Raw genomic sequence first — 17520 nt, 5'->3', positions numbered from 1 at the left:
CACCATGACACGTCCCTCGATCCTGCTCACCACTGCCGCGCTGGCGCTCGGCACGCTCGTTCCGGTGACCGTCGCGGGCCCGGCGGCGGCGCAGCCGGCCGGCGGACCCGCACCCGCCTCGGCGCGCGGCCCGCTCGCCACCGCCGACGGGCACAGCCACCCGCAGGTGCTCAGCGTCGCCGGCGCCGGCGTGTATCGGATCGGTGTCAGCCTGGCCGCGCTCACCGCGAACGGGCACATCGACTGGACCGCGCAGGGCTGCGGTGGGGTGGTGAACGCCGGCGCGACCGGTTCCTGGGCCGGCGTGCTGCTGCTGGCCTTCCGCGACGGGCGGCTGGTGGAGGTCGGTACGGCCACCGCCCCGCCGCAGTCTCCCGCCGGCGCGAGGGTCGGGATGTCCTTCGCCGAGTTGGAGACGATCTACGGCCGGCGGGGATCGCTGATCCGCAACGACGCGGGCGACGCCGAGGCGTACCTGGTCCGGGTCGGGTCACGGGTGGAGTTGTTCACCGGGCACCCGATCCGGCCCGGCGTCGGCTACTTCCAGGTCGGCCCGGCCAGCTACGTCGAGCGGAACTTCCGGCAGCGCCCGTCCTGCTGATCTTTCCCCAGGTGCGGGGCGTCCGGTGTCGACCGGGCGCCCCGCACGTCGTATCGGCCAGGCAAGGGCTAGACGGACACGATGATGTCGGCGTAGACAACAGTGTGTGCCACACAGTATGGTGTGACGCATGGTTAGCGAGGACGTTCGACGGACGCACCTACAGGAGTTGCGTCGAGGCACCGTCGTGGTGGCCAGCCTGGTCGCGCTACGCCGACCGGACTACGGCTACGCACTGCTGCAACGGCTCACCGACCACGGCTTTCCGGTCGACGCCAACACGCTCTACCCACTGCTGCGTCGCCTGGAGGACCAGGGCCTGCTGACCAGCGAGTGGAACACCGAAGAGAGCCGACCGCGCAAGTTCTACCGGACCAGCGACGAGGGCGAGTCGATGCTGAGCCGGCTCCTGGACGACCTCGCCGCCGTGCAGTCCTCCATCACCGGGCTGATCCAAGGAGTGGACCGATGAACACCCTGACCGACCGCTATCTCGCCGCCACCCTGCGCTCGGTGCCCGTCCAGCGTCGCGACGAGATCGCCAGCGAGCTGCGGGCCTCCATCGAGGACATGATCGACGACCGCACCGGCGGTGGCGCGGACCCGACCGCCGCCGAGCGGGAGGTGCTCACCGAGTTGGGCAACCCCGACCTGCTGGCCGCCCAGTACGCGGACCGTCGGCTGCAACTCATCGGCCCGACCTACTACCTGGTCTGGCTGCGGCTGCTGAAGCTGCTGCTCAGCTTCATCCCGGCGCTCGTCGGCACGGTGATCACCTTCGTCAAGGTCGCCGAGGGCCAGGGCTTCGGGGCCATCGGGCCGGGCATCGTCGTCGCCCTGCACGTGACGGTGCACATCGCCTTCTGGCTCACCCTGACCTTCGCCATCATCGAACGCTCCCAGACGACCGTGGAGCTGCCGGGCTGGACGGTCGACCAACTGCCCGACGCCCCGGTGCACCGGAGCATCCCCCTCGCCGACACCGTCGCCACGGTGATCATGCTGCTCCTGACCATCGGGTACCTGCCCTTCCAGCACTACCAGTCCTGGGTTCGCGACACCGACGGCGAGAACATCCCGATCCTCGACCCGGCGCTGTGGTCGTTCTGGCTGCCGGCGCTGATCGTCGTGCTGGTCGCCAGCCTGGTCTTCGAGGTCGTCAAGTACCGGATCGGGCGCTGGACCTGGAACCTGTTCGGTATCAGGGCGCTGATCAGCCTGGCGTTCGCGGTGCCGCTGGTGTGGTTGGCACTCTCCGACCGGCTGCTCAACCCGACCCTGGCCGAGCACTTCAGCTGGCTGGCGGACGCGGACAACCGCAACCTGCTCGCAGCGATCATCGCGATGGGCTCGGCAGTGGTCGTGGTCTGGGACCTGATCGACACCGCGATCAAGACGCGCCGCCAGACCGCATGAGCGACACCCCACCCGGTGGCCCGGCGCGTACCCCGCGCCGGGCCGCCGCCCGTCGGTGCGACAGCGGCGCTCCGCCCGCTGGGCGTCACCGGTGGGTGACGTGGCATCGTTCCCGGATGACCGTGGCACCGCGAGACGAATGGCGCCGTCCGGGTCCGACGGCGGAGCAGCGCCGAAACGACCTCTGGATCGGCCTGGGGATGACGGCGCTGGCGTTGGTCAGTCTGACCCTGGCCCGCAGCACCGGCGCGTTCCTGCTGGGCCCGCCGCCGTCCGGGCAGGAGCAGCTGTTCTGGACCGTCGCGGTGACCCTCCCGCTGATCTGGCGACGACGCTGGCCGACCCCGACCCTGCTGGTCGTCGCGGTGGCGTTCATCGCCGCGCAGGCGCGCTCGGCCCCGGAGAGCCAGTTCTCCTTCTGGGCCCTGTTCTGCGCCCTCTACACGGTCGGCGCCTGGGGGCAGGACCGCCAACTGTCCCGCCGGCTGCGGATCGGCGTGATCACCACGATGTTCGCCTGGCTCGGGATCTACTACGCGGTGATGATCGACCACATTCCGGCGGACACCTTCGCCGACGCGGTCGGGCCGGTGCCCCCGGTACTCGCCGCGATGGTCAACGGTGTGCTGCTCAACGTGCTGGCCTTCGGTTTCGCGTACTTCTTCGGCGAGACCGCCTGGGTGGCCGCGCGCCGCGAGCACGAGCTGCGCGCCCAGGCCGAGGACCTGCGCCGCTCGCAGACCGAGTCCCGGGAACGGGCGGTGCTCGGCGAACGGGTCCGGATCGCCCGGGAACTGCACGACGTGGTCGCCCACCACGTGTCGGTGATGGGCGTGCAGGCGTCCGCCTGCCGCCGGGTGTTCGACCGCGACCCGGGCAAGGCCCGAACCGCACTGACCGCCATCGAGCAGAGCGCCCGCACCGCCGTCGACGAGCTGCGTCGGATGCTCGGCGTGCTGCGGACCTCCGCCGGCACCGACGCCGCGTCGCCGGCGGCCGGCGGCGTCGAACGCATCGACGAGCTTGTCGAGCGGGCCCGGGCCGCCGGTCTGACGGCAACCCTCGGGGTGTACGGCGACCCGGTCGCGGTGCCCGAATCGGTTTCCCAGGCGGCCTACCGGGTGGCGCAGGAAGCGGTGACCAACACCCTGAAGCACGCCGAGGCGGCCCTGCTGGACGTACGGGTCCGGCACCTGGCCCGGGAGTTGGAGATCGATGTGACCGACGACGGACGGGCCGGTGGCCGGGTCGGCACCGTCGGGTTGGGCCTGATCGGGATGCGCGAGCGGGTCGCCGCCCACGACGGCGACCTGGAGGCCGGGCCCCGGGCCGGCGGCGGCTGGCGGGTACGCGCCCGGTTCCCGTTGGCGGCGTCGGCGGAAGCCCCGGTCGGCCCGGGGCGGGCGCCGAGCGACGGGCGCCCGGCGACGGCCGGCGCGGAGCGTTCGGCGTGAGCGCCGCGACCCCGCACACGCCGGAGTCGGGTCCGCCGATCCGGGTGCTGCTCGCCGACGATCAGCACCTCGTCCGTACCGGCTTCCGGGTCATCCTGGAGGTGGAGGACGACATCGAGGTGGTCGGTGAGGCAGCCGACGGCGAACGGGCCGTCACCATGACCCGGGCCACCCGCCCCGACGTCGTACTCATGGATGTCGAAATGCCCGGGATGGACGGCCTGGAGGCCACCCGGCGGATCGTCGCCGACGGGCCCGAGGCGCCGGCGGTGCTGATTCTCACCACCTTCGACCGCGACGACTACCTGTTCGCCGCGCTGCGGGCCGGGGCCAGCGGTTTCCTGCTGAAGAACGGCACACCGGAGGAGCTGATCGAGGCGATCCGGGTGCTGGCCCGGGGCGACGGTCTGCTCGCCCCGGAGATCACCCGCCGGGTGATCTCGACGTTCGCCCGGCCCGGCGACCCGGCGGGTACCGCCCACCGGGGCCCGGACGCCGACGCCGCGCTGGCCGAGCTGACACCGCGCGAACGGGAGGTGCTGATGCTGCTCGCCGCCGGATCGAGCAACGCGGAGATCGCCGAGACCATCCACCTGGGCGAGGCGACGGTGAAGACGCACGTCAGCCGGGTGCTGGCCAAACTCGGTCTGCGCGACCGGGTGCAGGCCGTGGTGTTCGCGTACGAGAACGGGGTGGTCCGACCCGGCGGCTGAGCGGTGTCCGCCGCTCGGTGGACCCGACCGCTCACCCGTCGGGCGGACGGCAGACCCGTCGTACTCGATCTAGCGTCAGTGCGTGACCAGAACGCTTCGCCTCGACGGCGTCGACCGCAGCTTCGGCGACCGTCAGGTGCTCAGGAACGTGTCCTTCGAGGTGTCCGCCGGTCGGATGACCGGTTTCGTGGGCGCCAACGGCGCCGGCAAGACCACCACCATGCGGATCATCCTGGGTGTCCTCGCCCCCGACGCCGGCGAGGTCAGCTGGGGCGGTACGACCCTGACCCGGCAGGACCGTCGGCGCTTCGGCTACATGCCGGAGGAGCGCGGCCTCTACCCCAAGATGACCACCCGGGAGCAGGTGACCTACCTGGGCCGGCTGCACGGACTGGACGCCGCCGCGGCACGGCGCTCCACCGACGCGCTGCTGGAGCGGGTCGGCCTCGGTGAGCGCGGCGACGACCTGCTGGAGACGCTGTCGCTGGGCAACCAGCAGCGCGCCCAGATCGCCGCCGCGCTGGTGCACGACCCCGAGGTGCTGGTGCTCGACGAACCGTTCTCCGGCCTCGACCCGCTGGCCGTGGAGACCGTCGTGGCGGTACTGCGGGAACGGGCCGCGGCGGGCGCGCCGGTGCTCTTCTCCAGCCACCAGCTGGACGTCGTGGAGCGCCTCTGCGACGACCTGGTGATCATCGGCGACGGGGTGATCCGGGCCGCCGGCAGCCGGCAGCAGTTGCGCGACTCCTACACGGTGCCCCGCTTCGAGTTGGTCGTGCAGCACGACGCCGGCTGGGTACGCGACCACCCCGGGGTGACCCTGGTCGAGCTGGACGGTGCCCGGGTGGTCTTCGACCTGCCGGCCGGAACCGACGAACAGCCCGTGCTGCGGGCGGCCCTCGACCGCGGCCCGGTCCGCGCCTTCCGCCCGGTCAGCCCCTCGCTCACCGAGATCTTCCGAGAGGTCACCCAGTGAACATCACCCAGGCCACCCGACTGGTAGCCGAACGCGAGATCCGGGTCAAGCTGCGCGACCGTACGTTTCTGTTCGGCACGCTGTTCTTCCTGCTGATCGCCGCGGCGGGCACGATCCTGCCGCCGCTGCTGTCCGGCGGGCCGTCCACCGTGGCGGTGACCGAAAACCTGGCCGCGCCGCTGCGCGCCGCCGGGCTGGAGGTCCGGGTCGTCCCCGATGACCGGGCCGCCGAGCGGGCCGTCCGCGACGACGACGTGGACGCTGCGGTGGTCGCCGGACCGGCCGTCCTGGCCATGGACGAGGCCCCCGACGACGTGGTCCAGGCCCTGAGCAGCCGGCCGACCGTACGCCTGCTCGACCCGGACGCGGTCGACCCGGTGGTGGCGTTCCTGGTGCCGTTCGTCTTCGCGTTCGTCTTCTTCATCACCTCACAGACGTTCGGCGTGCAGATCGCGCAGAGCGTCATTGAGGAGAAGCAGACCCGGATCGTGGAGATCCTGGTCGCCGCCGTACCGGTCCGGGCCCTGCTGGCCGGCAAGGTCGTGGCCGGCGCGATCCTGGCGTTCGCGCAGATCGCGTTGATCGCGGTGGTGGCGGTGTTCGGGCTGCAGATCGGCGACAGCGGGGGCCTGCTCACCCTGCTGGCCCCGGCGATCGGCTGGTTCGTGCCGTTCTTCCTGGTCGGCTTCGTGCTGCTGGCGGCCATGTGGGCGGCGGCCGGCGCACTGGCCAACCGGCAGGAGGACATCGCCGCCGTGTCCACGCCGGTGCAGTTCGCCGTCATGCTGCCGTTCTTCGCGGTGATCTTCCTGAACGACAACGCCACCGCGATGCGGGTGCTGTCCTACCTGCCGTTCTCGTCGCCCACGGCCATGCCACTTCGGCTGTTCACCGGCGACGCGGCCGCCTGGGAGCCGATCCTCTCTCTCGTCATCCTGCTGCTCGCCGCCGGTGCGTTCCTGCTGGCCGGGGCCCGGGTGTACGAGGGGTCGCTGCTGCGCACCAACGGCCGGACCTCGCTGCGCACCGCCTGGCGGGAGCGGGAGACGATCGGCTGAGTCGACGGTTCGCCCCGCGCGGGCGTCGGCGTCCCTGACCGGACGCCGACGCCCGCTGCCGTACGGCACCGTTCCGCGCGCTGTTCCGGGGCCGTGAACAGCGCGAACACTCCTACGGTGAGCCGATCCTCACGGCAACGACCTGGTCGTCGCCGGTCCCGGACCGGAAAGGCTCTCGATGTCCCCACCGATCAACGCACGGCGTCGGCTGCTCAGCCTGCTGCTCGCGGTCGCCCTCCTGAGCACCCTCACGGCCCTCGTCCGCCCCGCGCCGGTCGCCGCCGCCGCGGGCGACCTCATCCTCAACGGCACGTTCGACAACGGCAGCACCCAGCCGTGGTGGACCCGGCTCGCCTCGACCAGCACGACGGTCAACGCCGGCCAACTACGCGTCCGCACCAGCGCGACGGTCGGCAAGCCCGTCTGGGAGGACCTGGTCGGTCACTTCGAGTTCGGGGTGACGGCCGCGCAGCCGTACCGGTTGCAATTCGACGCCTCCGCCGACGTCAACCGTTCCGTGCGCGTCTCGGTCTCCCGGGCGGACACGCCCTTCACCTCGGCCGTCGACCAGAGCGTCGCGCTCACGCCCACGATGCGCCGGTTCACCTTCGACTTCGCGTCCCCGTTCGGCGACCCGAAGGCGGTGCTGCTGTTCCACTTCGGCGGCCAGGCCGCCTCGACGGTCCGGTTGGACAACATCTCGCTCACCCCGCTCGCCGTGGACCCGGCCACCGACCCGATCCTGTACTGGAACGGTGTCCTGCTGGCCACCTACCGGGCGCTGGACCTGCCACCCACCACCTCGTCGCGGGAGGCGGCCATTCTGCACGCGGCGATGCACGACGCCGCCGTCTCGGTCACCGGAGTGGGCAACCCCTATCGGGTACGGGTGCCGGTCAGTTACCCGGGCACCATGGACAACGTCGTGGCACCGTCCCTGCACGCGGCCATCGACCGCGCCGCGTACGACGTGCTGACCGCCCTGTACGGCGACCAGGGGCAGTCCTACTCCCAGGCCCTCGCCGGCGCTGTCGCCCTCCGGCCGTCCGGAGTGAACGCCGCCGAGGTCGCCCGTGGTGACACCGTCGGCGCGGCGGCGGCCGCCGCCAACCTCCAGGCCCGCGCCAACGACGGCTCCGGCAACACCACGCCGTACCAACTGGACGGCGTGCCCGGTTCGTGGCGGCCCACCAACGGCAAGGGGGCGGTCAGCCCGAACTGGGGGCTGGTCACCCCGTTCGCGCTCACCTCGGGCCGGCAGTTCCGGCCCGGTCCACCGGCCGGCGCGACCGGGTACGCCGACCTGCTCGGCAAGACGGAGTACGCCGCGCAGGTCCGGGAGATCCGCGACTACGGCGGTCGGACGTCGGCACTGCGGACCGCCGACCAGACACAGATCGCGTTCTTCTGGGCCAACGACCTGGGGGGCACGTACAAGCCGCCGGGCCAACTCTTCGCCCACACCCGGATCGTGGCGGAGCAGCGCAAGCTCGGCATCCTGGCCAACGCCCGGCTCTTCGGGCTGGTCGCCCTCTCCCTCGCCGACGCCGCCATCGCCGCCTGGGACGCCAAATACCAGACGGCGATCGACCTGTGGCGACCGGTGAGCGCCATCGAGGCGGCCGAGGGCCCCGGTTGGCAGCCGCTGTCGCAGACCCGCGAGGGGGTGCCGTACACCCCGGCGTTCCCGGCCTACATCTCCGGGCACGCCACCTTCGCGGGGGCCTGGTCGGCGGTGATGAAGGGCTTCTTCGGCACCGATGCGATCGCCTTCGACGCCACCACCGACGATCCGCACGCCGTGAACGTGGTCCGGCACATGACCGGCTTCGACCACGCCGCCGAGGAGAACGCGCTGAGCCGGATCTACCTCGGCGTGCACTACCGGTTCGACGCGGAGGCCGGTCTCACCACCGGGCGTTCCGTGGGCGCGTACGTGGTCGCCAACCGGCTGCGACCGTAAATCCTCGGTCGGGGTGACTGAGGGCTGCTCCCCGTCCGGTTCGTGGACCGGACGGGGAGCAGCCCGCCGGACGGCTACCCCGGGCAATTCCAGTGGCCGAAGTCGCCGGTACGGGACCAGACCTCCCGGGCCGCCCCGATGTTCCAACCCGGGTCCAGCGCCCTCCGGCGGTCGACGCCGAACCGGGACACCTCCACGTCGCTGAACTGGAACAACCCCCAGCGCCGTGATCCGTCCTCGGCGACCTCCACCCGGTACGGGTCCAACCCGGACAGGCACCGAGCCACCCGCACCGCCCCGGCCGGATCCTCCGGGAACATCCGCCGCAGGTACTTGCCGACCCGGTCCTCCGGCCAGGCGGCGGGGACCTTCCGATCGCCGGCCAACTCGTCGAACAACCGCTCGTCCGCACTGCCGCTGACCGGCAGGCCGCCGAGCGCCTGGAACACCATCACCCGGCTGGTGGTGTCCGGGCCGAACCAGCCGTCGGCAGGCACGGTGAGTCCGGCGGCCACCAACCGGTCCTGGAGGTTCAGCACGCACGGGCCGTACATGCCCTGGCGCAGCACGGCAGGGCAGCCATCGGTCGGCGAACTGTGCACAGTGGGAGCGGCGAGCGGTCGCAGCGCCCCGGACGCCCCGACCGTCAGGACGCCGAACACGGCCAGCAGCGCCAGCCGCAGCCAGCGACGGGGCGGCCAGGGCGCCTCGGTTCGCGGCGGGACCGAACCGACGCTCGGCCGGATGTTCGCCGCAACGGCGGTGGACGGGCCGGCCGGGGCCGCTGCCGCGTCGCTTTCTTCTCGACCCCGCTCGGCGAGCCCGGCCTCGATGTCCCGCCGCGTCTCCAGCAACCTGACGACCTCGACCTCCGGGGTACCGCAGGCGGCCAGCAGCGCCACGACGGTGCGCTCCCGGGGCAGCGTCGTACGCCCCAGCATCGTCGCGAGGGTGCTCGGGGGCAGCCAGTGTCCGGCCGCCGAGGCGCGCCGGGCGAGCTCCCGATAGGTCAGGCCGGAGCGCCGCCGCACGTCCCTGAGCAACGCCACGTACTCCCCCGCCGTGGTCACCCGCGGCACCGGATCCCGGGCAGCGTCATCCATCGAATCTCCCCGTGTCGTTGATGTGGGTCGGGCCCGAACCGGTGCCGGCGCGAGCCCGTCGGCCGATACCCCGCTCAGCGGTGCGGCCATTGAGGACAGACGCTAGGCAGGCCGGTGGACGAGGACAATGCCCTGGTCGCCGACCTGCGTTGTCCGGGCAGCTCAAAGCGGCCTGTCCGGATCTTGTCCGACCACCTCGGACAGTCGTTGGGACCCGACTTGCCCGGCTGTGTGCGCGGTCTGGAGAATCGGGCGATGACCACGGGGGACCTACGCCCGGACGACGCGTCCGACCCGGCCGAGTTCGTCGAGCTGCTGCGCCAACTCAAGGACCGGTCGAGGCTCACCTACCGGCAACTGGAGCAGCGCGCCGCGTCGGCGGGCGACGTTCTGGCCCGCAGCACCGCGGCCGACATCCTGCGCCGGTCCACCCTGCCTCGCCCCGAGGTGGTGGCCGCGTTCGTTCGGGCCTGCGGCGCGGAGGATCAGGTCGAGACGTGGCTACGGGCCCGGCACCGCCTCGCGACAGGTCAACTCGCCCCGCCACCGCCGCCCTCGGACCTCCCACCGGTCGACGCGGTCACCACCGGTGTTCCGCAGCGCTCCGGCCCGACCCGGCGACGCTGGTTCGTCCGCCCCGGGCCGCTGGCGCTGCTCGTCGTCGCCGCCCTGGTGGCCGCGCTCGGCGTGGGCCTCTGGGTCGAGCGCCGCGACGACGAGCAAACAGCGGCCGGGCAACTCACCGACCCGACCGCCTCGGCGGGTGCCCGTTCGCCGAGCGCGGGGCGCAGCCAGATCCGCCCGGCCGGCAGCCCGCTGCTCTGCCTCACCGAGGGCCGCGATCGCACCGGTCAGTACACCAAGGAGATCGCGGTCCAGCGGCCCTGCACCGAGGCCACCCCACCGGACACCTCGCTGGAAGCGGCGGCCGACGGGTTGTACTTCATCCACTGGGTCCACCCGGTGCTCGGGAAAGGCTGCCTCACCGTCCGCGAAGAGGATCCCGGCCGGAACCTGCTCGAACCCTGGAACAAGGAAAATTGCTTCGCGAGCCGGTCGAACCAGGTGTTCCGCTTCGAGCCGACCGGAGCGGCGCCGGACGCGTACCGGATCCGGCCGGACCGTAGCGAACTCTGCGTCGGCCTGCGCGAGGACGAGAGCGAGGTGTCGGCCGCGGCGCTGGTCGAGCCGTGCACCGGCGACCCGGACCAGGTGTTCCTGGTCAACAGGCTGCCGGGAGACTGACCACGACGCCGGGGCAGACGAGGAGCAGACCGCGGCGCTGCTCAGCGCGCGGGCGGCACCCGGTCCCAGCCGGCGGGCAGCGGGGGCGCCGTCCAGGCCGGGTCGGGCTGCCACCGGGCCCACGCCGGGTCCCACCAGCGCTCGCCCCCGTCCAGCAGCGCGGCGATCCGGTCGCCCTCGGCCTGGATGGCGTCCCCCATGCCCGGGTAGCGGCCCTCGACGAGGCGCTGGGCGAACATCTCGACGTCCTTCCAGACGTACCGGTCGGCGTCCGCGGCCCACCACAGGTCCAGCTCGTGGTCCAGGGTGTCCACCCCGATCGAGGTACGCCGCACCGGGTCCTGGAGGTTGAAGTACCAGCCGGCGAAGTCCCGCCCCGGCCCCGTCCAGAACACGTCGATCGAGTGCGCCTCACCGGGGCGTTGCAGCATCACCTTGCCGTGCCCCGACCAGGAGCGGTGCCCGGCGGTCTCCCACGGGTGCCGCCCGCACGGAAAGACACCGGACTTCGGAAAGCCGAACTCGGCCCCCGGTGGGAGGTAGAGGGCGAGCAGCTCGGGTGAATCCTCGATGCAGATCGTCGGGCAGCCGAACCAGACCTCGCCGCGCAGCACCTCACGCCGTACCACGGTGTCGCCGGGCGCGAATCTCCCCACCCCACCCACCCCCATCCCGCCGCGATCTTGCACTTAGTGTTGACGATATGCCGCGTCTGACCCGCTGTGTCGGGACAGAAAATGCAAGATCGCGGCGCGGAGGCATCAGGGTGCGTTCAGGCGTCGACCGCCGCCATCACGTCGTCGCTGACGTCGAAGTTGGCGTAGACGTTCTGGACGTCGTCGCAGTCCTCCAGGACGTCGATCAGCTTGAAGATCTTGCGCGCGCCCTCTTCGTCGAGCGGAACGTTGACGCTGGGGATCAGGGAGGACTCGGCCGACTCGTACTCGATGCCGGCGTCCTGCAGCGCCGTACGCACCGGGATCAGGTCGGTCGGCTCGGAGACCACCTCGTACGCCTCGCCGATGTCATTGACCTCTTCGGCGCCCGCGTCCAGGACGGCCATCATCACGTCGTCCTCGCTGGTGCCCTCCTTGGGGACGATCACCACGCCCTTGCGGGAGAACATGTACGACACCGAGCCGGCGTCGGCGAGCGAGCCGCCGTTGCGGGTCAGCGCCGTCCGCACCTCGGTCGCCGCCCGGTTGCGGTTGTCAGTGAGGCACTCGATGAGCATGGCCACACCGTTCGGGCCGTACCCCTCATACATGATCGTCTGCCAGTCGGCGCCGCCGGCCTCCAGGCCGGAGCCGCGCTTGACGGCGCGATCGATGTTGTCGTTCGGCACCGAGCTCTTCTTCGCCTTCTGGATGGCGTCGAAGAGCGTCGGGTTGCCGGAGGGATCACCGCCGCCGGTCCGCGCGGCCACCTCGACGTTCTTGATCAGCTTGGCGAACATCTTGCCGCGCTTGGCGTCGATGACGGCCTTCTTGTGCTTGGTCGTCGCCCACTTTGAGTGGCCGGACATCTTCTACCTCCGTTGCTACCCGCCGTCTGCATCGACCGCACCGCTCACGCCCCGCTCCCGCCGGCGCACGCGGAGGTGCCGGTCAGCTCTGGTGGAAGCCGTGGCGGGCAGATGGCCCTGCCGAATCTCCGCAATCCTACCGACGTCCCCCGGGTCGCTGTCATGCACCGCGCGCGGCACGACCGTCCGGTCCGCACGCAACAGGGCAGACAGGACAAAACCTCGACCACCATCGTCGACAGCCACGCCGCCCGGTGCGCTCAGGAGGCGGCGCGGACCAGATCCACGAAGTACGCGTGCACGCGCGGGTCACCGGTCAACTCCGGGTGAAACGAGGTGGCCAGCAGATTGCCCTGCCGGACCGCCACGATCCGGTCGGCGGCCGGGCCACCGGTCACCGTCCCGATCACCTCGACGCCGGCGCCCACCCGCTCGACCCACGGCGCACGGATGAACACCGCGTGGAACGGCTCACCCGGCACACCGGCGATGGTCACCGGCGCCTCGAACGAGTCGACCTGCCGACCGAACGCGTTGCGCCGGACGGTCATCTCGATGCCGGCGAAGCCCCGCTGGTCGGGCCGACCATCGAGCACCTCGGTCGCCAACATGATCATGCCGGCGCAGGAGCCGTAGACCGGCATGCCGTCGGCGATCCGCTTGTCGATCGGCTCGCGCAGCTCGAAGATGTCGGCGAGCTTGCTGATGGTGGTGGACTCGCCTCCGGGAATGACCAGCGCGTCGACCGCGTCCAACTCCCCCGGACGGCGGACCGGGCGGGCCTCCGCTCCCGCCGCCGCGAGCGCCGCCACGTGCTCGCGGACGTCACCCTGGAGCGCGAGCACACCGATCACGGGTGCTGTCACGTTCGTGCCGTTCCTCTCCGCGTCGGGCCCACTCCCCGCGCTCACCGATTCGCCTTCCCTCGCGACTGCGGGGCTCGCAAGAGCGGCTCACTCCTCGCGCTCACCAACCCCGCTCGGCCAGACGGTGCGGCTGGGGGATCTCGTCGACGTTGATGCCGACCATCGCCTCGCCGAGGCCGCGGGAGACCTTGGCCAGCACGTCCGGGTCGTCGTGGAAGGTGGTCGCCTTGACGATCGCGGCGGCCCGCTGAGCCGGGTTGCCCGCCTTGAAGATGCCGGAGCCGACGAAGACGCCCTCCGCGCCGAGCTGCATCATCATCGCCGCGTCGGCCGGAGTGGCGATCCCGCCGGCGGTGAACAGCACCACCGGCAGCTTGCCGCTCTCGGCAACCTCCTTGACCAGCTCGTACGGGGCCTGCAACTCCTTGGCCGCGACGTACAGCTCGTCGGCCGGCAGCGACGACAGCCGGCGGATCTCCTGACGGATCCTGCGCATGTGGGTGGTGGCGTTGGAGACGTCACCGGTGCCCGCCTCGCCCTTGGAGCGGATCATGGCCGCACCCTCGGTGATCCGTCGCAACGCCTCGCCCAGGTTGGTCGCGCCGCAGACGAAGGGCACCGTGAACGCCCACTTGTCGATGTGGTTCGCGTAGTCGGCCGGGGTCAGCACCTCGGACTCGTCGACGTAGTCCACACCCAGCGACTGGAGGATCTGCGCCTCCACGAAGTGGCCGATGCGGGCCTTGGCCATCACCGGGATGGAGACCGCCTCGATGATCCCGTCGATCATGTCGGGGTCGCTCATCCGGGACACCCCGCCCTGCGCGCGGATGTCGGCGGGAACCCGCTCCAGGGCCATCACCGCGACCGCGCCGGCGTCCTCGGCGATCTTGGCCTGCTCGGCGTTGACGACATCCATGATCACGCCACCCTTGAGCATCTCGGCCATGCCACGCTTCACGCGGGCGGTGCCGACGACGGGGGCGGTGCCGGTGTTCGAGGCGGTGTTTTCGGGCACGGGTCATCGCTCCTTGGACAAGCTCTGGGAGTGGCAGCGAAAATGCTACGCGCGGTGCAACGCCGTACCGACAGCCAATCAGACCCACGGTGGCCTGCTCTGTGGCCCTGGTCACCGGCTCGGGCGGCGACCGTCGGAGGTCAGGCGGCGGGAACGTCCGCCGGCACCACGAGGGTCGGATCGTCGATGTCGAAGTAGCGCGGCCACTGCCGACCCCGCCCCATCCGCAACAGGCGCACCAACGGCCGGCCGCGCGCCGAGCGGGCGTCCCGGACCAGGTCGGTGTGCACCTGCCGGGACAACGCGAGCCGGCGACTGGCCGCGATGACCGCTGCGCAGTCCGGGTCACCCGGGTCCAACTGGACGCCCCGCAACTGCCGGGTGAGGTCGTTCTCCGCCGCCTCCCGCTCCTCCGGGCCGGCGTCCAGGGCGATCCGGGCCGCCGCGTACAACTCGACGCCGAACCGCCGCTCAGCCAGGACCGCCGCTGCCGCCGCCCGGCGCAACAGGTGCGCGTCGAGAGCCCGAGCCGCCAGCTCCGCGCGGCCCTGGAGCCGCTCGACCCGGCCGGCCGTCCAGATGAGGTACGCCGCGACCAGCCCCACGACCACGCTCGCGGCCACCACCCACCACATGTGCGGCATCGTAGTGCTGCTCCGTTTCGTCCGATTGGGCGCGGCCGTACCGGTTCCCCCGGTCACCCGCCGCACCATCCGTCACATCCGGCTCAGCCCAGCCCCACCCACTCCTGGTCGATGACCCGCCCGTCGGTCGCCTCGATCGCCGCTGCGTATACCTCCAGTACACGGCGAGCAACCGCCGGCCAGTCGAAATTCGCGACCACCTGATCGCCGCAGGCACTCAGAGCGGCCCGACCGGCCGGGTCGTCCAGCAGCTCGCTCAGCACGTCGCGCAGCCCCGCCGCGTCACCGGTGGGGAAGAGGCGCCCGGCCCGCCCACCGTCGAGCACCCGCCGGAACGCGTCCAGGTCGCTGGCGACCACCGTGGTACCCGCGGCGAGGGCCTCGGTGAGGATCATGCCGAACGACTCGCCGCCGGTGTTCGGTGCGACGTAGAGGTGCACACTGCGCAGCATGCGCGCCTTGTCCGCTTCGCTGACCAGGCCGAGGAAGGTGATCCGCTCGTGCAGTTCGGCGGGGAACTGGTCGTACAGGTCGTCGGGGTCACCGGGGCCGGCAACCAGCAACCGCAGCCCGGGCCGGGTGGGAGCCAACGCCACGAACGCGTCGCGCAGCACCGGGAAACCCTTGCGCGCCTCGGTGAACCGGCCCAGGAAACCGAGCGTGCCGCCGGTGCCGGCCGCGCACTGCCCCGGCCACCCCGGCAACGGCTCGGCGTCGGCGAACTTGGCCACCGCCACCCCGTTGGGGATCTCCACCGCGCCGCCGTCCATGTGCTCGACCTGCACCTTGCGGGCCAGGGCGCTCACCGCGATCCGGGCGGTGATCCGCTCCAACACGATCTGGAGCACCCCCTGCGCGGCGGCGAGGACCCGCGAACGGGTCATCGCGGTGTGGAACGTCGCCACCACCGGGCCACGGGCGGAGAGCACGGCCAGCAGCGACAGGCTCAACGTCAGCGGCTCGTGCACGTGCAGCACGTCGAAGTCGCCGTTGGTGAGCCACCGCCGGACCCGCGCGGTCGAGACCGGGCCGAACGCGATCCGGGCCACCGAACCGTTGTACGGCAACGGCACCGCCCGCCCGGCGGACACCACGTACTCCGGCAGCGGCGAATCCTCGTCGGCCGGGGCGAGCACGCTGACCTCGTGACCGAGCGCGATCAGCGCCTCGGCGAGGTCCATGACGTGGTTCTGCACCCCACCGGGGACGTCGAACGAGTACGGGCACACGATGCCGATCCGCATGCGTCAGCCCACCCCTCAGCCCTTGCCGGGGGCCGACGAGGGCAGCGCCGCGCCCTCCCCCGCCCTCCCCTGGTCCAGCCACATCCGCTGCAACATGTGCCAGTCTTCCGGATGCCGGGCGATACCCGCCGCCAGACGGTCGGCGATCAGCTGGGTAAGCGTCCGGACCCGCTGGTCCAGCGGCCCCACCTCGGGCCCCGGCACCGGCAGCGGGCCGGACAGCGACGCGCGGGCGGCCTCCGGTTCGTACCACAGCGAGGCCACGTAGAGCGGCGCGCCGGTGTGCAGCGCGAGCAGCGCCGGCCCGGCGGGCATCCGGGTCTTTCCACCGAAGAAGTCCACCTCCACCCCCCGCGCGGAGAGGTCCCGGTCGGCCAGCAGCGGCACCACCGCACCGGCGCGGAGGCGGTCCAGCAACACGTCGAACGCCGGTCGCGGCCCACCGTGGGTCGGCAGGATCTCCATTCCCAGAGCATCCCGGAAGGCCACGAAACGCTTGTACAACCCCTCCGGCTTGAGCCGCTCCATGACGGTGGTGATCGGCCAACCGGTGGCCGCCACCCAGGCGCCCGCGGCGTCCCAGTTACCGGCGTGCGGCAGCGCCACCACCGCGCCCCGGCCGGCGGCCACGTCGGCGGCGAGCAACTCGGCGCCGTCGAGGCGGAACCCGGAAAGGATCTGCGCCCGGCTCAGGGCGGGCAGCCGGAACGCCTCCATCCAGTACCGGGCGTACGAGCGCAACCCGCGCCTGACCAGATCGTCCAGCTCCGCCTCGGGCAGCTCCGGGCCGACCACCCGGCGCAGGTTGGCGCGCAGTCGGGCCGTACCCCCGCCGCCGGCGCGGTGGGCGCGGTCCGCGCCCGCCCGGAACGCCGCCGCCACCAACGGCCGGGGTAGCGCGCGGACCACCCGCCACCCGGCGACGTAGCCCAGCTCGGTGAGGTTCACGCGGCTCGGCCGCCGGTCGTCCGGCGCCGGGTCACCGGCAGCCCACTCACGCCTGGCCGTCCGGCTGGAGCTGCTGGGCCTGGCGGTAGACGTGCGTCATCCGCTGCCCCACCGTGAAGATCGACACGGCGGCCAGCAGCCAGAGCGCGATCTCCAGCGCCGGATCGACACCGACGCCGGTGAGGATGCCACCGACCCCGACGATCAGCAGCCGCTCGGTGCGCTCGGCGATGCCCACGTTGCAGGTCATGCCGAGCCCTTCGGCGCGGGCCTTCACGTAGGAGACCAGGCTGCCGGCGGCCAGGCAGACCAGCGCGGCGGCCACCCCGGAGTGGTGGCCCTGCGTGGCGAGCCAGTACGCGACCGCGCCGAAGACGGCGCTGTCGGCTACCCGGTCCATGCTCGAGTCGAGGAAGGCGCCGAACCTGGTGGAGCCGCCGCTCATCCGGGCCATCGTCCCGTCGAGCAGGTCGGTGAGCGCGAACAGGGTGACGATCAACGCGCCCGCGACCAGATGGCCGCGAGCACCGAAGCCGAGCGCGCCGACGAGCACACCAACGGTGCCCGCGACGGTGACGGCATTGGGGGTGACGCCCGCGCGCAGCAGGGCGCGGGCAATCGGCTCGACGACGCGGGTCATCCCCGCGCGGGCCGACACTTGGAAGATCTTCGCCATGGCGGTCCCCACGATAACGGTCCGCCCAGCTCCGGCGATACGGACGGTACCGCCGACCCGCCCGGGGGAG

At 72.0% G+C, this 17520-nt stretch carries 18 protein-coding genes; 9 read left to right on the top strand and 9 right to left on the bottom strand.

Annotated features, from left to right (window positions below; translation table 11 throughout):
- Positions 1-4: 4 nt before the first annotated feature.
- The 8 genes from AB0J33_RS21065 (at position 5) to AB0J33_RS21030 (ending at position 8181) form a co-directional block, all read left to right on the top strand.
- The gene (locus tag AB0J33_RS21065; RefSeq protein ID WP_363615699.1) at positions 5-601 is read left to right on the top strand and encodes a hypothetical protein; all 597 of its coding nucleotides are present in this window, start codon (positions 5-7) and stop codon (positions 599-601) included.
- 130 nt (positions 602-731) lie between these two features.
- Positions 732-1073, top strand: a complete 342-nt coding sequence (locus AB0J33_RS21060) for a PadR family transcriptional regulator (protein WP_363615698.1) — start codon at positions 732-734, stop codon at positions 1071-1073.
- Positions 1070-2017, top strand: a complete 948-nt coding sequence (locus AB0J33_RS21055) for a permease prefix domain 1-containing protein (protein WP_363615697.1) — start codon at positions 1070-1072, stop codon at positions 2015-2017. The genes AB0J33_RS21060 and AB0J33_RS21055 overlap by 4 nt, the downstream gene beginning before the upstream one ends.
- Positions 2018-2133: 116 nt before the next feature.
- On the top strand, positions 2134-3471 hold the full coding sequence (locus AB0J33_RS21050) for a sensor histidine kinase (RefSeq protein ID WP_363615696.1): 1338 nt from the start codon (positions 2134-2136) through the stop codon (positions 3469-3471).
- Positions 3468-4184 carry a response regulator transcription factor gene (locus AB0J33_RS21045; protein WP_363615695.1) on the top strand — a complete coding sequence of 239 codons (717 nt, stop codon included), beginning with the start codon at positions 3468-3470 and terminating at the stop codon, positions 4182-4184. The genes AB0J33_RS21050 and AB0J33_RS21045 overlap by 4 nt, the downstream gene beginning before the upstream one ends.
- Positions 4185-4266: 82 nt before the next feature.
- The gene (locus AB0J33_RS21040; RefSeq protein ID WP_363615694.1) at positions 4267-5160 is read left to right on the top strand and encodes an ATP-binding cassette domain-containing protein; all 894 of its coding nucleotides are present in this window, start codon (positions 4267-4269) and stop codon (positions 5158-5160) included.
- Positions 5157-6218, top strand: a complete 1062-nt coding sequence (locus tag AB0J33_RS21035; RefSeq protein ID WP_363615693.1) for an ABC transporter permease — start codon at positions 5157-5159, stop codon at positions 6216-6218. Before AB0J33_RS21040 ends, AB0J33_RS21035 begins: the two co-directional genes overlap by 4 nt.
- Positions 6219-6396: 178 nt before the next feature.
- Positions 6397-8181, top strand: a complete 1785-nt coding sequence (locus AB0J33_RS21030; protein WP_363615692.1) for a carbohydrate binding domain-containing protein — start codon at positions 6397-6399, stop codon at positions 8179-8181.
- Positions 8182-8255: 74 nt separating this feature from the next.
- Here AB0J33_RS21030 and AB0J33_RS21025 read toward each other — a convergent pair whose 3' ends face one another.
- Positions 8256-9284, bottom strand: coding sequence for a peptidoglycan-binding protein (locus tag AB0J33_RS21025; RefSeq protein WP_363615691.1), 1029 nt, complete (start codon positions 9282-9284; stop codon positions 8256-8258).
- Between the two features lie 255 nt (positions 9285-9539).
- Here AB0J33_RS21025 and AB0J33_RS21020 point away from each other — a divergent pair, with 255 nt between their 5' ends.
- Complete coding sequence (locus AB0J33_RS21020) at positions 9540-10529, top strand: helix-turn-helix domain-containing protein (RefSeq protein ID WP_363615690.1); 990 nt, start codon at positions 9540-9542, stop codon at positions 10527-10529.
- 41 nt (positions 10530-10570) lie between these two features.
- Here AB0J33_RS21020 and AB0J33_RS21015 read toward each other — a convergent pair whose 3' ends face one another.
- The 8 genes from AB0J33_RS21015 to pgsA form a co-directional block, all read right to left on the bottom strand.
- Positions 10571-11185: a DUF402 domain-containing protein gene (locus AB0J33_RS21015; RefSeq protein WP_363615689.1), complete on the bottom strand. Its 615-nt coding sequence runs from the start codon at positions 11183-11185 to the stop codon at positions 10571-10573.
- Positions 11186-11301: 116 nt separating this feature from the next.
- Positions 11302-12054, bottom strand: coding sequence for a YebC/PmpR family DNA-binding transcriptional regulator (locus AB0J33_RS21010; RefSeq protein ID WP_203152120.1), 753 nt, complete (start codon positions 12052-12054; stop codon positions 11302-11304).
- Between the two features lie 260 nt (positions 12055-12314).
- Positions 12315-12920 (bottom strand): pyridoxal 5'-phosphate synthase glutaminase subunit PdxT, encoded by a 606-nt coding sequence (pdxT, locus tag AB0J33_RS21005; protein WP_363615688.1) that lies wholly within the window; start codon positions 12918-12920, stop codon positions 12315-12317.
- A gap of 100 nt (positions 12921-13020) precedes the next feature.
- A complete protein-coding gene (gene pdxS, locus AB0J33_RS21000; protein WP_363615687.1) occupies positions 13021-13938 on the bottom strand; it encodes a pyridoxal 5'-phosphate synthase lyase subunit PdxS in 918 nt (305 codons plus the stop codon).
- Between the two features lie 140 nt (positions 13939-14078).
- On the bottom strand, positions 14079-14582 hold the full coding sequence (locus tag AB0J33_RS20995; RefSeq protein ID WP_363615686.1) for a hypothetical protein: 504 nt from the start codon (positions 14580-14582) through the stop codon (positions 14079-14081).
- Positions 14583-14665: 83 nt separating this feature from the next.
- Complete coding sequence (locus AB0J33_RS20990; RefSeq protein ID WP_363615685.1) at positions 14666-15826, bottom strand: glycosyltransferase family 4 protein; 1161 nt, start codon at positions 15824-15826, stop codon at positions 14666-14668.
- Between the two features lie 15 nt (positions 15827-15841).
- Entirely contained in the window at positions 15842-16774 is a 933-nt protein-coding gene (locus AB0J33_RS20985) for a phosphatidylinositol mannoside acyltransferase (RefSeq protein ID WP_363615684.1), read from the bottom strand.
- 46 nt (positions 16775-16820) lie between these two features.
- Entirely contained in the window at positions 16821-17450 is a 630-nt protein-coding gene (pgsA, locus tag AB0J33_RS20980) for a phosphatidylinositol phosphate synthase (RefSeq protein WP_363615683.1), read from the bottom strand.
- Positions 17451-17520: the final 70 nt, after the last annotated feature.

Source organism: Micromonospora sp. NPDC049645 (assembly GCF_040675155.1).
In the GTDB taxonomy this organism is placed as follows: Bacteria; Actinomycetota; Actinomycetes; order Mycobacteriales; family Micromonosporaceae; genus Micromonospora.
This window is presented reverse-complemented; position numbering and strand designations above follow the sequence as displayed.

Coding starts and splice junctions, on each gene's coding strand:
- AB0J33_RS21060 (WP_363615698.1), top strand. CDS start 732: ATGGTTAGCGAGGACGTTCGACGGACGCACCTACAGGAGTTGCGTCGA.
- AB0J33_RS21020 (WP_363615690.1), top strand. CDS start 9,540: ATGACCACGGGGGACCTACGCCCGGACGACGCGTCCGACCCGGCCGAG.
- AB0J33_RS21010 (WP_203152120.1), bottom strand. CDS start 12,054: ATGTCCGGCCACTCAAAGTGGGCGACGACCAAGCACAAGAAGGCCGTC.
- AB0J33_RS20990 (WP_363615685.1), bottom strand. CDS start 15,826: ATGCGGATCGGCATCGTGTGCCCGTACTCGTTCGACGTCCCCGGTGGG.
- pgsA (WP_363615683.1), bottom strand. CDS start 17,450: ATGGCGAAGATCTTCCAAGTGTCGGCCCGCGCGGGGATGACCCGCGTC.
- AB0J33_RS21065 (WP_363615699.1), top strand. CDS start 5: ATGACACGTCCCTCGATCCTGCTCACCACTGCCGCGCTGGCGCTCGGC.
- AB0J33_RS21025 (WP_363615691.1), bottom strand. CDS start 9,284: ATGGATGACGCTGCCCGGGATCCGGTGCCGCGGGTGACCACGGCGGGG.
- AB0J33_RS21030 (WP_363615692.1), top strand. CDS start 6,397: ATGTCCCCACCGATCAACGCACGGCGTCGGCTGCTCAGCCTGCTGCTC.
- AB0J33_RS20995 (WP_363615686.1), bottom strand. CDS start 14,582: ATGCCGCACATGTGGTGGGTGGTGGCCGCGAGCGTGGTCGTGGGGCTG.
- AB0J33_RS21055 (WP_363615697.1), top strand. CDS start 1,070: ATGAACACCCTGACCGACCGCTATCTCGCCGCCACCCTGCGCTCGGTG.
- AB0J33_RS21050 (WP_363615696.1), top strand. CDS start 2,134: ATGACCGTGGCACCGCGAGACGAATGGCGCCGTCCGGGTCCGACGGCG.